The sequence below is a fragment of the Streptomyces sp. NPDC047453 genome, from assembly GCF_040643155.1.
GTDB lineage: Bacteria > Actinomycetota > Actinomycetes > Streptomycetales > Streptomycetaceae > Streptomyces.
In genome coordinates, this window is sequence record NZ_JBEYTS010000006.1 from 156,525 (window position 1) to 170,688 (window position 14,164).

Annotated in this window: 13 protein-coding genes and 1 pseudogene; 7 read left to right on the forward strand and 7 right to left on the reverse strand. The window is 73.2% G+C overall.

All coding sequences use genetic code 11. From position 1 onward, the window contains the following. Positions 1-77: 77 nt before the first annotated feature. On the forward strand, positions 78-1,223 hold the full coding sequence (locus ABZ818_RS08615; RefSeq protein WP_361412341.1) for a cellulose binding domain-containing protein: 1,146 nt from the start codon (positions 78-80) through the stop codon (positions 1,221-1,223). A gap of 36 nt (positions 1,224-1,259) precedes the next feature. Beyond that, entirely contained in the window at positions 1,260-2,345 is a 1,086-nt protein-coding gene (locus ABZ818_RS08620; protein ID WP_361412343.1) for a lytic polysaccharide monooxygenase, read from the forward strand. 73 nt (positions 2,346-2,418) lie between these two features. Here the strand turns inward: ABZ818_RS08620 and ABZ818_RS08625 are convergent, their stop codons facing one another. From ABZ818_RS08625 to ABZ818_RS08635, 3 genes are read right to left on the reverse strand one after another with little or no spacing between them, the layout of a single operon-like run. Continuing rightward, the gene (locus tag ABZ818_RS08625) at positions 2,419-3,186 is read right to left on the reverse strand and encodes an isocitrate lyase/phosphoenolpyruvate mutase family protein (RefSeq protein WP_361412345.1); all 768 of its coding nucleotides are present in this window, start codon (positions 3,184-3,186) and stop codon (positions 2,419-2,421) included. Beyond that, entirely contained in the window at positions 3,183-3,641 is a 459-nt protein-coding gene (locus ABZ818_RS08630) for a hypothetical protein (protein WP_361412347.1), read from the reverse strand. Before ABZ818_RS08630 ends, ABZ818_RS08625 begins: the two co-directional genes overlap by 4 nt. 50 nt (positions 3,642-3,691) lie before the next feature. Next, positions 3,692-4,060 (reverse strand): VOC family protein, encoded by a 369-nt coding sequence (locus ABZ818_RS08635; protein WP_361412349.1) that lies wholly within the window; start codon positions 4,058-4,060, stop codon positions 3,692-3,694. Positions 4,061-4,132: 72 nt separating this feature from the next. On the opposite strand from ABZ818_RS08635, the gene mmuM reads away from it, so the two are divergent. Beyond that, complete coding sequence (mmuM, locus tag ABZ818_RS08640) at positions 4,133-5,071, forward strand: homocysteine S-methyltransferase (protein WP_361412351.1); 939 nt, start codon at positions 4,133-4,135, stop codon at positions 5,069-5,071. A gap of 326 nt (positions 5,072-5,397) precedes the next feature. Here the strand turns inward: mmuM and ABZ818_RS08645 are convergent, their stop codons facing one another. From ABZ818_RS08645 to ABZ818_RS08660, 4 genes are all read right to left on the reverse strand, one after another. After that, on the reverse strand, positions 5,398-6,960 hold the full coding sequence (locus ABZ818_RS08645; RefSeq protein WP_361412353.1) for a carboxylesterase family protein: 1,563 nt from the start codon (positions 6,958-6,960) through the stop codon (positions 5,398-5,400). Between the two features lie 116 nt (positions 6,961-7,076). After that, entirely contained in the window at positions 7,077-7,292 is a 216-nt protein-coding gene (locus ABZ818_RS08650; protein WP_361412355.1) for a PLD nuclease N-terminal domain-containing protein, read from the reverse strand. Positions 7,293-7,414: 122 nt separating this feature from the next. Beyond that, the gene (locus ABZ818_RS08655; protein WP_361412357.1) at positions 7,415-8,068 is read right to left on the reverse strand and encodes a ThuA domain-containing protein; all 654 of its coding nucleotides are present in this window, start codon (positions 8,066-8,068) and stop codon (positions 7,415-7,417) included. Between the two features lie 67 nt (positions 8,069-8,135). Then, positions 8,136-9,305 (reverse strand): YihY/virulence factor BrkB family protein, encoded by a 1,170-nt coding sequence (locus tag ABZ818_RS08660; RefSeq protein ID WP_361412359.1) that lies wholly within the window; start codon positions 9,303-9,305, stop codon positions 8,136-8,138. Between the two features lie 144 nt (positions 9,306-9,449). Here ABZ818_RS08660 and ABZ818_RS08665 point away from each other — a divergent pair, with 144 nt between their 5' ends. The 4 genes and pseudogenes from ABZ818_RS08665 (at position 9,450) to ABZ818_RS08680 (ending at position 13,957) form a co-directional block, all read left to right on the forward strand. Further along, positions 9,450-11,114, forward strand: a complete 1,665-nt coding sequence (locus tag ABZ818_RS08665; protein WP_361412361.1) for an acyl-CoA dehydrogenase family protein — start codon at positions 9,450-9,452, stop codon at positions 11,112-11,114. 314 nt (positions 11,115-11,428) lie between these two features. Further along, a pseudogene (locus ABZ818_RS08670) lies at positions 11,429-11,666 on the forward strand (transcriptional regulator); the annotation flags it as partial. Between the two features lie 233 nt (positions 11,667-11,899). Next, positions 11,900-13,237 (forward strand): hypothetical protein, encoded by a 1,338-nt coding sequence (locus ABZ818_RS08675; protein ID WP_361412363.1) that lies wholly within the window; start codon positions 11,900-11,902, stop codon positions 13,235-13,237. Between the two features lie 147 nt (positions 13,238-13,384). Then, positions 13,385-13,957 carry a GNAT family N-acetyltransferase gene (locus ABZ818_RS08680; protein WP_361412365.1) on the forward strand — a complete coding sequence of 191 codons (573 nt, stop codon included), beginning with the start codon at positions 13,385-13,387 and terminating at the stop codon, positions 13,955-13,957. The last annotated feature ends 207 nt before the right edge of the window (positions 13,958-14,164 follow it).

Consider the following 14,164-nt stretch of genomic DNA (forward strand, 5'->3'; position numbering starts at 1 on the left):
TCAAACGATGGGAGCGCTCCCATAGAGGCGCAAGCGGGAGCACTCCTCCCTCCGACGTCGCCCTCGAAGAGGCCCCTATGCGACTGCTGCCCCATCGGCTCGACCCCGCGCGCGGCTTACTGTGCGCGCTGCTCACCGCTCTCGCCCTGGTCGCCGCCTTCCTGGCGGCCGCTCCGGCGGCGCACGCCGACACACAGATCTGCGACGCCTTCGGAACGACCACGATCCAGGGCCGCTACGTCGTCCAGAACAACCGCTGGGGCACCGACGCCGCCCAGTGCGTCACCGTCACGGACTCCGGCTTCCGGATCAACCGGGCCGACGGCTCGGCGGCCACCAACGGTGCTCCGAAGTCGTACCCGTCCGTCTACAACGGCTGTCACTACACCAACTGTTCACCGGGCACCTCGCTCCCGGCCCGGCTGGACACCATCTCCAGCGCGCCCACCAGCATCTCGTACGGCTACGTCAGCGACGCGGTCTACGACGCCGCCTACGACATCTGGCTGGACCCGACGCCCCGCAAGGACGGCGTGAACCGGACCGAGATCATGGTCTGGTTCAACAAGGTCGGACCGATCCAGCCGGTGGGTTCGCAGACCGGCACGGCCACGGTCGCCGGCCGGTCCTGGCAGGTGTGGTCCGGCAGCAACGGCTCCAACAACGTGCTGTCCTTCGTCGCCCCGTCGGCGATCACCAACTGGAACTTCGACGTGATGGACTTCGTCCAGCAGGCGGTCTCCCGACAGATGGCCGCGAGCAACTGGTACCTGACGAGCATCCAGGCAGGCTTCGAGCCCTGGCAGAACGGTACCGGGCTCGCCGTGACGTCGTTCTCGTCGGAGATCCGCACGGGTGGCAACGGGGGCGGTGGAGGCGGCGGGGGCGGCAACCCCGGTGGCCAGGCCGCCTGCTCGGTGACGTACGCCACGAACGTCTGGCCGGGCGGGTTCACCGCCGACGTCACCGTCCGCAACACCGGTTCGGCGACGGTGGACGGCTGGCAGCTCGGCTTCACCCTGCCCTCCGGGCAGCGCGTCACCAGCGCCTGGAACGCCACGGTGAACCCGGCCTCGGGTGCCGTCACCGCGACCGCCCTGTCGCACAACAAGGGGATCGCGCCGGGCGGCAACCAGACGTTCGGCTTCCAGGGCACCTACAGCGGCACGTTCGCCGCACCGGGCGCCTTCACCCTCAACGGCACCGTCTGCACGACCGCCTGACGCACCACCACCCCCACAAGGAAGGAAGGACCGAACGTGGCTCGACGCAGCAGACTCTTATCGGTGGCGGCGGCCTTCGCCACCCTTCTCACGGCACTGGGCCTGACCCTGCTCGGACAGGGCCGTGCCGAGGCGCACGGCGTGGCGATGACGCCCGGTTCGCGCACCTATCTGTGTTACGTGGACGCCCGCACGGCGACCGGCAGTCTCGACCCGACGAACCCCGCGTGCCGGGACGCCCTGAACAAGAGCGGCGCCACGCCCCTGTACAACTGGTTCGCGGTGCTCGACTCCAACGCCGGCGGCCGGAACCAGGGTTACGTGCCGGACGGCACCCTGTGCAGCGCGGGAGACCGCTCGCCGTACGACTTCTCCGCCTACAACGCCGCCCGCGCCGACTGGCCCCGGACCCATCTGACCTCCGGGTCCTCGATGCAGGTCCAGTACAGCAACTGGGCCGCCCACCCGGGCGACTTCCGCGTCTACCTGACCAAGCCCGGCTGGTCGTCCACGTCCCAGCTGCGCTGGGCCGACCTGGACCTGATCCAGACGGTCAGCAACCCGCCGCAGGTCGGGTCGCCCGGCACCGACGGCGGCCACTACTACTGGAACCTCGCGCTGCCCTCCGGCCGTTCGGGCAACGCGCTGATCTTCATCCAGTGGGTGCGCTCCGACAGCCAGGAGAACTTCTTCTCCTGCTCGGACATCGTCTTCGACGGCGGCCACGGCGAGGTGACCGGCATCCGGAACTCCGGCTCGCCGAACCCGACTCCGACTCCCACCCCGACCCCCACTCCGACGGATCCGCAGACCGGCTCCTGCATGGCCGTGTACAACGTGGAGAACTCCTGGGGCGGCGGCTTCCAGGGCTCCGTGGAAGTGATGAACCACGGCACGGCACCGCTGAACGGTTGGACGGTGACCTGGAAGCCAGGCGCCGGCACCAAGATCGGCAGCGCCTGGAACGGCAACCTGACCACGGCCGGGGACGGCACGATCACGGTCAAGAACGCCGACTACAACCGGACCGTACCTCCCAACGGCAGTGTCTTCTTCGGATTCACCGCCACATCCACCGGCAACAACTATCCGGTCGGCTCGATCAGCTGCACCACGAGCTGACACCCGCACCGTCCCGCACCGGGCGCGCCGGCACCCCGCCGGCGCGCCCTCTCAGGTGCGCCGGGGAACTCCGCTACGCGGGCCCTTCCTGGGCGCTGAGCGCCTGCACCTCCGCGTACGAGGGAGCGGCGCCCCGCGGAGCACGCCCCTCCGCGACGGCGGCCATCGCCTCCACGGCCGCGCCCAGCGCCCGCCGGTACAGCAGGGAGCCGAGGCTGATCCGGCGTACGCCGAGGTCGGCGAGGTGGGGGACGGCGGGGCCGGTCGGGGAGCAGAGGATGTTGAGGGGCGCGTCGAGGTGCTCCACGAGGGCGGCGATCGCCTCGGGTGCGGTCAGTCCGGGGACGAACACCCCGTCGGCGCCAGCCTGTTGGTAGACGTCGAGCCGGCGCAGTGTCCGCGTGACGTCTCCGTCATCCAGCCAGTACGTGTCCGTGCGCGCGTTGACGAACAGGCCGGGCACGGCGGACTTCACCGCGGTGATCTTCGCGGCGTGCCGGTCGGGCGGCCCGAGTCCGTCCTCCAGGTTGATGCCGCGGGCCCCCGCCTCCCACAGCTGCCGGGCGAACTCGGCCACCTCGTCCGGGTCTTCGCTGAACCCGCCCTCCGCGTCGACGGAGAGCAGGAAGGGCTGCGAGCCGAGCAGGAGGGCGAGGCGGAGGGTGAGTTCACGGGTCGCGGCGGCACCGTCGGGCAGTCCGGCGGAGGCGGCGACGCCGAGGCTGGTGGTGCCGATGGCCGGGAATCCGCGGTCGGCGAGCAGCAGGGCGGAGGCCGCGTCCCAGGCATTCGGAAGCAACAGGGGCGCGTCGGCCTCGTGGAGGTCGGCGAAGGCGGTCATGACAGGTCTCCGACGGCGTCGGCGTAGTACGTGGATCCCGCGAGGTGGCGGGCGAGTTCGCGGAAGCTCCAGCCCTCGCCCGGCGAGTGGTCGAGCTGCTCGTCGGTGAGCGCGTCCAGGCGGTTGGCCCAGATCCGGGCCAGTCGGGTCAGACGGCTGCGCGTCTCGTCGAGATCCGCGGGGGTGAAGGGGGCACGGTCGGACTCGGTCGTGATCGCGGAGGCGTGCCAGCAGTCGGGCTGGGGCTTTTCTCCGGCCAGCCGCGCCTCCAGTTCGGCCAAGTGGTCGATCATGTGGTCGGCGACGCGGCGGATCGCCTTGTGCGGGGTGTACACCCGATCGTCGACGCGCGCGGGCGTGCCGTCCCAGGCGGTCCAGGTGGCGGCCAGTTCGAGCACGTGGTCGACCATGGAGGTGACGGCTGCGGCGGGTGTCTCGTAGGCGGTCTCGCTCATGCGGCCCACGCTAGGGGCCGGTTGTTTCGGTACCGGCCGAACCGTTCGAGTCAGCCCGTCCGCTCCCCCGTGCCGCGCTCCACGCAGAACTCGTTCCCCTCCGGGTCGGCGAGCACCACCCAGCCCGTGCCGTCCCGGTTGCGGCGGTCGGCGACCAGGGTCGCGCCGAGGCCCAGCAGCCGCTCCACCTCCTCGTCGCGGGTGCGGTCCTGCGGCTGGAGGTCCAGGTGCACGCGGTTCTTGGCCGTCTTGTCGTCCGGCACCGTGACGAAGAGCAGGCCGGCGCCCTCGATCAACGCCTCGTCGTCACCCGGCTCGTCGTCCTCGTGCACGGGCAGGTCCAGGACCTTGGACCAGAAGGTGCCCAGGGCGTGGGCGTCGGCGCAGTCGATCGTGACATGGCGTATGGCGGAGGTCATACGGGGATGATGTCAGGGCGTCCTGGGCCGTGCAGGGGAGTTTCGCGGGGCCCGATCGGCTAGCGTCGCGTCATGGACAGCGTCATCCCCAGCGTCACCTCCCCCGCCCTCGCCGACGCGCTCGACGGCGGGGCGGTCGTGCTCGACGGTGGTATGTCGAACCAGTTGGAGTCGGCCGGGTACGACCTGAGCGACGAGCTGTGGTCGGCGCGGCTGCTGGCCGAGCGGCCGGAGGCGGTCACTCAGGCGCACCTGGCGTACTTCGAGGCCGGGGCGAGCGTGGCGATCACCGCGAGCTACCAGGCCACCTTCGAGGGGTTCGCGCAGCGGGGGATCGGACCGGAACGGGCCGCCGGGCTCATGCGGCTGAGCGTGGAGTCGGCGCGGGAGGCGGCGCGGCGGGCGCGCGCGCTCGGGGTGGTACGGCCGTTGTGGGTGGCCGCGTCGGCGGGTCCTTACGGGGCGATGCTCGCCGACGGCTCCGAGTACCGGGGCCGGTACGGGCTCACCGTCGACGAGCTGGAGCGCTTCCACCGGCCCCGCCTGGAGGTGCTGGCCGCCGCCGGGCCCGACGTGCTGGCGCTGGAGACGGTGCCCGACACGGACGAGGCGCGGGCGCTGCTGCGGGCGGTACGCGGGCTGGGGGTGCCGGCCTGGCTCTCGTACACCGTCGCCGGTGACCGTACGCGGGCCGGGCAGCCGTTGGAGGAGGCGTTCGCCCTGGCCGCCGACGTGGACGAGGTGATCGCGGTCGGCGTGAACTGCTGTGCGCCCGGCGACGCGGCGGTCGCCGCGCGGACGGCCGCTCGCGTCACCGGCAAGCCGGTCGTGGTCTACCCCAACAGCGGCGAGTCCTGGGACGCCGAGGCCCGCGCCTGGACCGGCCGCTCCACCTTCACCCCGGACCAGGTCGAACGCTGGCGCGCCTCCGGCGCCCGCCTGATCGGCGGCTGCTGCCGGGTGGGCCCGGGGGCGATCTCGGAGATCGCCCGCGTGCTGTCGCCCCGGTAGCGGCCCCACGGCACCCTCACGGGGCCGACGGACACCCGCGGCCCTTCCAACAGCGGGCGGGTGGCGACTCCTGCCGGACGGAACCCGGCGATCACGGTGGTGGCCCGCGTACCGACCGCCACCGTGGCCGCGCCACCGCTTCCCCGGCACAATCCACCGGACGGCACACCAGTGCCCGGTCCGACACCAGCCCCGGTCGGCGGCGGCTCCTGCCGGGCCCGGCGCCGGGCGAACACAGCGATCGCCCGGTTGCTGTCGGCCCCGGCCGGTCGCCCGAGCCCCCGCCCAGGTTCCGGCCGTAACCCCCCTCCCCCGGCAGGAGATCGTCAGTGGCCGCTCACCCCGCCCGGGCGGCGCAGGCGTCGTACCACCGTGCGGAGTTCCGCGGCGCGGGCTCGGGTGCCGTCCGGGGCGGGGGGTGACTCGGGGGCGGCCGTCCAGAGGGCGAGTTCGGCGTCGCGCGGGCCGGGGACGGTGTGCGGAGGGCCGTCGCCGAAGACGTGTACCGGGTGGGTGGCGTCCCAGGGCCGCCAGCCGGGGTCGCCGTCGGTGGCGAAGCGGACCCAGGCCGTGTGCATGGCGTCGGCCAGCTCCTGCGGGGCGCCCTCCCCGGCGAGCCTGCGGGAGTCGGGGACGTCGCCGGTGTCGAAGACGAAGCCGAGTTCCAGGGCGTGGCAGGCGCCGAGGTCGGGCAGCAGCGAGGGCCAGGCGAACTCGTAGACGTACGACGAGCCCGGACGCGCGTCGGCCAGGCGGTGCAGCGGGCGGCGCAGCAGGTGGTCGGTGACCAGTTGGCCGACGATCTCGGCGGTACCGGCCCCGGGGCGCAGCGCCCGGTAGCCGCGGACCACCTCGTGCCCGCAGTGGCAGCGGGCCATGGCGCCGGCCAGCGCGACCGGGCCGAGCCGGTCGACGCGCTCCAGCAGCCCGCCGGGGACCAGCCACAGCCGGTACTCGTCGCGGGTCCAGCCCATGAGCAGGTCGGCTCCCCGCGCCGCGTCGCCCTCCACCAGGGCCTGGAGCGGGTCGCGCGGGACGAGGTCGCCGTCGACGACGATGCCGAAGGCGGGCCCGCCGAGGACGGGGCTGCTGAGCCGGCCGACCTCGGCCTGGGTGCGCAGCAGCAGGTCCCGGTCGACGGCGGCGAACGCCTCGGCGGTGGCGGGCGCCTTCAGCCGGGTCGCCATGCGCCGCACCATCCGCCGTACGTTGCCGCGCTCGGCGGCCTCCGGCGGCCCGCTCTGGAGGACCGCGCGCCGGAACAGGCCCTGGGCCTGCGGGGCGGCGATCAGGGCGCCGATGCTGATGGCCCCGGCCGACTGGCCGCACAGGGTGACCCGGTCCGGGTCGCCGCCGAAGGCCGCGATCGACTCGTGGACCCAGCGCAGGGCGGCGAGCTGGTCGCGCAGGCCGGGGTTGGCGGGGGCGTCCGGGAACAGTCCGAAGCCCTCCACGCCGAGCCGGTAGTTCACGGAGACCAGGACGACGCCGTCACGGGCGAAGGCACGCCCGTCGTACACGGGCACGGCGGAGGAACCGCGGGTCAGCGCGCCGCCGTGCAGCCACACCATGACGGGGAGCCGGGCGCCCGGGTCCGGGTCGGGCGTCCACACGTTGAGGTTGAGGCAGTCGTCGCCGGGGACGACCGGATCGGACAGGTACCGGGCGAAGGCCTCGGAGTACGGGGGCTTCGGCGCGGTCGGGCCGAAGAGGGCGGCGTCGCGCACACCGTCCCAGGGCTCGGGCGGCACCGGCGGCCGGAACCGCCGGGGGCCGAAGGGGGGTGCGGCGTACGGGACGCCGCGGAACACGGCCACTCCGTGCTCGTGTCTGCCTCGCACCGCCCCGTAGGGGGTGGTGACCACGGGGTCCGATCTGTCGGCCGTCATGCGCCCACCAGCCCTTCGCCGCGACTTGCACCGGTATCACCGAAGCGCACCGCCGTCTTCCGGTATTCCGGGCGCGGGATGCCGGCACCGGCGTCCGGTGGAAGTCCGGTGGAGCGCTAGCGGTGCTCGCTGCGGCCGAACCTGAGGTAGGCGACCAGGCCGATCACATTGCCGAAGGCGCAGACGGCCAGCCACGCCAGGGGCGAGAGCTGCCTGGTGTCGGGGTGCCGCGAGATGTCGATCATGCAGTAGACGGCGGGGACGAGCGCGACCAGCGGCACTGTCGCCGTCCACGGGGTGGGGGACGACACGGGGAAGGAGTCGGCGAGCACAAAAGGTCTCCTTCTCGAAGGGCGGACGTGGTGGTCATGGGCGGGGTACCGGGTCGGTACCAGTAATGATCGGCCCCGGCAAGGGGAACGGTGGCGGCGGCCGTGGCGCCCCGGGCCGGACCTCACCCGGCGACGGACCCTGCCGCCCACTCGATCCCGCCGCGCAGATGGGCCCGGAAGTCCGGGTCCGCGTAGGCCTCGGAGGCGTGGCCGAGCGCCGTGTAGAAGACGCGGCCCCGGCCCTGTTCGCGGCACCACACCAGGGGGTGGTCGGGGCCCATGCCCCCGCCGCGGTACGACGACTCGTCGGCGCGTGCCAGGACCCGTACGGTGCCGCGGGGGTTGATGCGGAAGTCGTACCACTCGTCGGTGAAGGCCCACTCGGCGGGCAGGTGCCGGGTGGCCGGATGGTCGGGGTCCTCGACCAGGACCCGGCCCGGCTGGTACTCCGGGTGCCGGGCGAACCGGGCGCCGAGCAGTTCGCCGTAGTACGGCCAGTCGTACTCCGTACAGGCCGCCGCGTGCACACCGACGAACCCGCCGCCCCGCTCGACGTACGCGGCGAGGCGCTCCCGGCCGGCCGGGGTGAGCACCTCGCCGCTGGTGGAGAGGAAGACGACGGCGGCGTAGCGCTCCAGGGGCCGGGCGAAGGCCTCGGGGTCCTCGGTGTGCCCGACCTCGAAACCGTCGAGGGCCCGCAGCGCGGCGACGGCGTCCGGGATGGAGTCGTGGCGGTAATCCGCGGTGCGGGTGTGGACGAGGAGTCGGCGGTCCATGGCGGACGACCCTACGCCGCCGGGGCCCGACGGGAGGCGCCGGGCGGCCCGGCAGCCCGGCGTCCGGTCACTCCTTCGACGAGCCGTTCTGGTCGTCCTTGTGCGGGCTCCGCGCATGTGTGGTCTTCACATGGGCCCGCAGCCGTGCCGTCACGTCCTCCGGGGGCAGGAAGCGCGACCACCGCTCGGGGAACTCCGCGGGCATGTCGGGGTCCTCCGGGTCGTCGGGCTCGTTCTCGCGGGTCGCGGCGGAGCGGGCGACGTACTCGGCGATCTGCGCCTCGCGCACCCGCTCGTTGGCGGCGCGGGCCAGGGCCGTGGCGGCGGCCGGCCAGACCCGGTCGATGGCGGCGTTGACCGCCGCCCCAACGAGCACGGCGAACGCGGACACACCGATCCACAGCAGCACGGCGACCGGCGCGGCGAGTGAGCCGTAGATGGTCGGGCCCTCCACGGTGCTGGTGAGGTAGATGCGCAGCAGGAAGCTGCACACCACCCACATGGCGAGGGCGACCAGGGCGCCGGGCACGTCCTCGATCCACGCGGAGCGCACCGGCACGGACACGTGGTACAGCGTGGTCAGGAACACGACGGACAGCACGATCACGACCGGCCAGTACAGGATCTGCACGAGCGTCGTCGACCACGGCACGATCCGCACCACCGCGTCCGGGCCGGCCACCATCAGCGGCAGCGCGATCGAGCCGATCAGCAGGGCCACGATGAACAGACCGAAGGCCAGCAACCGGGTCTTGACGATGCCGCGCACGCCGTCGAGGCCGTACATGACGGTGATGGTGTCGATGAAGACGTTCACCGCGCGCGAGCCCGACCACAGGGCGAACACGAACCCGATGGAGATCACGTCGGGCCGGCCGCCCTTCATGACGTCCCGCAGGATCGGCTGGGTGATCTCCTTGACCCCCTGGTCGGACAGGACCGTGCGGGAGGCGTCCAGGATGTTGCGCTCCAGGCTGGCGATGGTGTGCGCGCCGGTCCAGGTGTCGACGTAGAAGAGCAGTCCGATCAGGCTCAGCAGCAGGGGCGGCACGGACAGCAGGGAGAAGAAGGCCGCCTCGGCCGCCAGTCCCAGGATCCGGTACTCCATGCACGAGTTGACGGTGTCCTTCAGCAGCAGCCAGGCGGTCCTGCGTTTGGATACGTTCCGGTAGAGGGCTCGTGCCCGGTGGAGGCGGCCGGACGGCCTTTCGGGGGTTTCGCTGGCTGACTGCTGCACGAGCCAAAGGTATCTCCGTCGGCTCCCTCCCCCGCACCCGCCGGGGGTCTGGCCACCAGGCAGGACACCTGCGGGGGCCCGGCGGGCCCGGTACGGGGCGGCTGTGTGATGCCCGGTGGCGTACCGCGGGGTAGGTTCCGTCGTATGGCACCCAGCACGCACACCGTGACCAACCAGCCGCCGCCGCTGGTCGGATACGACGTCTTCGCCGCCGATCAGGCCCTGGCCGAGGCGGTCGGACGGCACGTGGAGACGGGGCTGCTCGACGAGGTGCGCGCGGAGCTGACGACGCTCGGGCGGGCCGCCGGCTCCGCCCAGGCGCAGGAGTGGGGGGCGCAGGCCAACGAGAACCCGCCGAGGCTGCGCACCCACGACCGCTACGGTCACCGCGTCGACGAGGTCGAGTTCCACCCGGCCTGGCACCGGTTGCTCGGCAAGGGCGTCTCGGCCGGGCTGACCGCGGCCTGGAACCGTCCGGCCGGTCATGTGCGGCGGGCGGCCGCCTTCCTGGTGTGGACGCAGGTCGAGGCCGGCACCTGCTGCCCGCTGTCGATGACCCACGCGGCCGTGCCCGCGCTGCGCACCGACCCGGAGCTGTCCGCCGAGTGGGAGCCGCGGCTGACGTCCGCGGTCTACGAGCGCGAACTGCGGCCGGCGCACCTGAAGGCCGGGGTGCTGTTCGGCATGGGGATGACCGAGAAGCAGGGCGGCAGCGACGTACGGGCGGCCACCACCGCGGCCAGGCCGCTCGCCGAGGCCGGCGCCTACGAGCTGACCGGGCACAAGTGGTTCTGCTCGGCGCCGATGTCGGACGGGTTCCTGGTGCTGGCGCAGGCCCCTGGGGGTACCTCGCGTGCCGAGGGCGACGGGGGAGGGCTGACCTGCTTCCTGGTGCCGCGGGTGCTGGCGGACGGCACGCGCAACGTATTCCTGATCCAGCGGCTCAAGGACAAGCTGGGCAACCGGTCGAACGCCTCCGCCGAGGTCGAGTTCGACGGAACCTGGGCGCGCCGGGTCGGCGAGGAGGGGCGCGGGGTGCGCACCATCATCGAGATGGTCGCGGCGACCCGGCTGGACTGCGTGCTCGGGTCGGCGGGGCTGATGCGGCAGGCGGTGGCGCAGGCGGTGCACCACTGCGGGCACCGCGAGGCGTTCGGCGGCAAGCTCGTCGACAAGCCGCTGATGCGCAACGTGCTGGCCGACCTCGCGCTGGAGTCGGAGGCGGCGACGACGCTCGCGCTGCGCCTGGCGGCCGCCTACGACGACGGGGGCGAGCAGGAGCGGGCGCTGCTGCGGATCGCGGTGCCGGCCGCCAAGTACTGGGTCACCAAGCGGTGCGCGCCGGTGGCGGTGGAGGCCTCCGAGTGTCTGGGCGGCAACGGGTACGTGGAGGAGTCCGGGATGCCCCGCCTGGTGCGCGAGTCGCCGCTCAACTCGATCTGGGAGGGCGCCGGGAACGTACAGGCACTGGACGTGCTGCGGGCGCTGACGCGGGAGCCGGGGGCGCTCGACGCCTATCTGCGGGAGGTGGGCCTGGCGCGCGGCGCCGACCACCGTCTCGACGCGGCGATCAAACAGTTGCTCACCGAACTCGCCGATCTGGAAGGCGTCGAGGCCCGGGCCCGGCGGCTGACCGAGCGGCTGGCGCTGGTGCTCCAGGGGGCGCTGCTGGTGCGGTTCGCGCCGCCGGACGTCGCCGACGCGTTCTGCGCCTCGCGGCTGGGCGGCGAGTGGGGCGCGGCCTTCGGGGCGCTGCCGCACACCCTGAACCTGGCGGCGGTGGTGGAACGGGCGCGTCCCGCGCACTGAAGCGGGGGTGGTGCTGCGCCGACACGGCACCACCCCCGCGCTTCAGGCCCGTTCCAGGCCGTATACGCCGCACACGGCGGCATTGCACAAGTTTCAAGGAACTCAGGTCTGTTTCACCAGGGTTGCAAGGGGTTGCAACTTGCGCGTCCGCGTGAGAGGACGGCGCCCTTCCGGCAGGGGCCGGGCGGCACGGTGCGCGGGGCGGCCGGGAGGGACGCCACCGTGCGCGACCGCATGGCCGGGGCGCCCCGGGGAAGCCGGTTGCCCGGACCCCTTTCACGGGAGGACCCAGTGGCGAAGGCGTCGGTGGACGTGGCTCCTGGAACCACGAACTGAGCCCGCGCCACGCCGAATTGCTCTACCTTCTCGCCGTGCACCGCACCGGCCGCAGCGCCTCGCAGCCGGCCGAGGCCGTGTTCGGCGATCCGGCCCGCAGGGTGACCGTCCGCGCCGAGATGTCACGGGGTGCTCCGCCCGGACGACCCGACCGGCCTCCTCCCGCACTCGGCGGCACCGGCGGTACGAGGGGAGCGTGTCATCACGGTGCCGTGAGTGGCGCGGGTGGGTGACCCCGGTGACTCCGGTAGGTCAAGGGTTCGGCCCCCGGGGGGGCATCTTCCGCATAATTGCAGGGTCTTCGACCTGTCGCGGGGCGGACTGCCGTAGCATCGCCCCAGGGTCGCCCCAGCCGCTACTCGGTCAACGCTCGGACCTCCCGGAGCAGTTGGCCCGTGCGCGCGGAACAGGCGTCCCGGAGGCGGACCGAGCCCTGAAAAGGGGGCTGTATGAAGCAGCGCGGCAGACACCGCAGGCGCAGACGGGGCAGGGCGCTGCGCGCGGTCCTGGCCGGGGCCGGCCTCGCGCTGACCGCTGCCGCCACCATGATCAGCACCTCGCAGGCCACCGTCGCCGACGACCCCGGAGCCCTGAAGCCGCTCACCTCGTCCGCCGAGCTCGACCGGCTGCGGCTGACCGAGCAGCCGGTGCCGCAGCGGTCCCTCGACCGGCTCGCCGCGGCGATGGGCCGGCCCGTCGGTGTCGGCACGGTGCTCAGCGGCGCCGACCGCTCGCTGCGCGACGCGGACGAGTGCAGCGCCCACGAGAAGAAGGCGCTGCCCGTCGAGCCGGCGGCCACGCGCGCGTACTGCTGGGACCCCGCGGACTCCGCCACCCGCCGGTGGCGGCCGGAGTCGGTGACCACCTCGGGGGACGCCGAGGACAACGGCCGGTGGGGCGCGCACCGGGTGATCCTCTCCGGCTGGACGCACGACACCGACGACGGCCGCGGACTGGCCCGGGTCGCCTTCGTCAACGCCGACGACCCCGGCCACCTCACGTACACCTGGGCGCTGCTCGCCGTCCCGGTCGACGGGGGACGCGACTTCCGCGGGCTCGTCTCGCGTGTGTCGGGGATGGTCTGGTACCGGGACAAACTGCTGGTCACCACCTCCGGCGGCGAGCGCGACGCGCTGTACGTCTACGACCTGCGCCGCATCCACCGCGCCACGGTCGACGGCCAGGAGGTGGGCCGGGTGCCGGGCGGCTGGTCGGCGCACGGCTACCGGTGGGTGCTGCCCGCGGTCGCCTCCTACCGCCCGGCCGACGGCAACTGCGTCCGGGCGGCCGGCGCGGACCTCTCGGCGCTGCCCTGCCCGGACGGCCTCTCCCTGGACCGCAGCTCCGCGCCGGCCAGCCTGGTCGCGAGTCAGGCCGCGCCCACGGACGGCGGCCGCCACACGCGCCTGTGGCGCTACTCCTTCAGCCTGGACCCCGTCCGCTCCGGCCTGCTGGCCACCGACTCCGGTGGCACGGCGGCCTCGGACGAAGCCTACGGGACGAAGGCGGAGGACGTCCGGGGCGTCCTGTCGCACCGTCCGGGCCCGTCCACGGAACCGGACTGGTACCTGGGCCGCCCCGCGGACGAGGGCACCCACGGCACGCTGTGGCGGCAGGACGAGCGCGGCGCGAAGGCCGCCGAGTGCGGCTCCGAGGACACCCACCGCTGCTGGGGCGACGGCACCGGCTCCCTGTCCTACTGGCAGGAGACCGGCGACGTCTGGTCCCTGTCGGGCCGGATGCTGTTCGCGCTGCCGCTGTCCGCGGTCGAACGGGAGCTGCGCTAGGCCGTCGAACGGGACCGCGCCAGGTCTCCGAGCCGGAACCGCGCCGGGCCGACGCACGGGAACCGCGCCGGGCCGACGGGCGCGTCCCGGGTGAGACCCCGCACTCCCGATCGACACGGGCCCGGCGCGGATGATTCCCTGACCGGCATGACGAGCATCGCCGTGACCACCTGGTCCCTGGAGCAGACCTCCCCCACCGACCTCCTGCCGGCCGCCGTGCCCGAGGGGGACGTACGGGTCGTCCGCTCCGAGGTTCCCTCCCCCGAGTTCAGCCGGTTCCTGTACGCCTCGGTCGGCGGCGACATCCGCTGGACGGACCGGCTGGGCTGGACGTACGCGCGGTGGCGGGAGCACCTGGAGCGTCCGGGTGTCGAGACATGGGTGGCGTACGACCGCGGTACTCCGGCCGGTTACGTCGAGCTGGAGGCACAGGACGAGGGCGTCGTGGAGATCGTCTACTTCGGGCTGATCGAGGCCTTCCGCGGCCGGCGGATCGGCGGCCACCTGCTGTCCAGCGGCACCGCCCGCGCCTGGGACCTGGCAGACCGCTGGCCCGGGCGCACGCCGACGAAGCGGGTGTGGCTGCACACGTGCAGCAAGGACGGCGAGTACGCGATGGACAACTACCAGCGTCGTGGCTTCAAGCTCTTCGACACCAAGGTCGAGGAGGAGGCGGAGGTGGCCACTCCGGGGCCCTGGCCGGGGGCTTACCCGGCCTGACCTGCAGGTGCGCGCACGATCGCGGCCGACGCGCCGAACGACACCCCTGTCCTGAATGCCGGGACAGGGGTGTCCGCATGCCGGACGAAGCTGGACGCTGTCCAGATCGCCGTGCCAGGCTTTCCACCATGTCTGGAACTGGAGTCGCCTTGGTGAGCCGACGGCACGTCGACCACGGCCGCATGTCCAGCGCCATCTGTCCGGCGA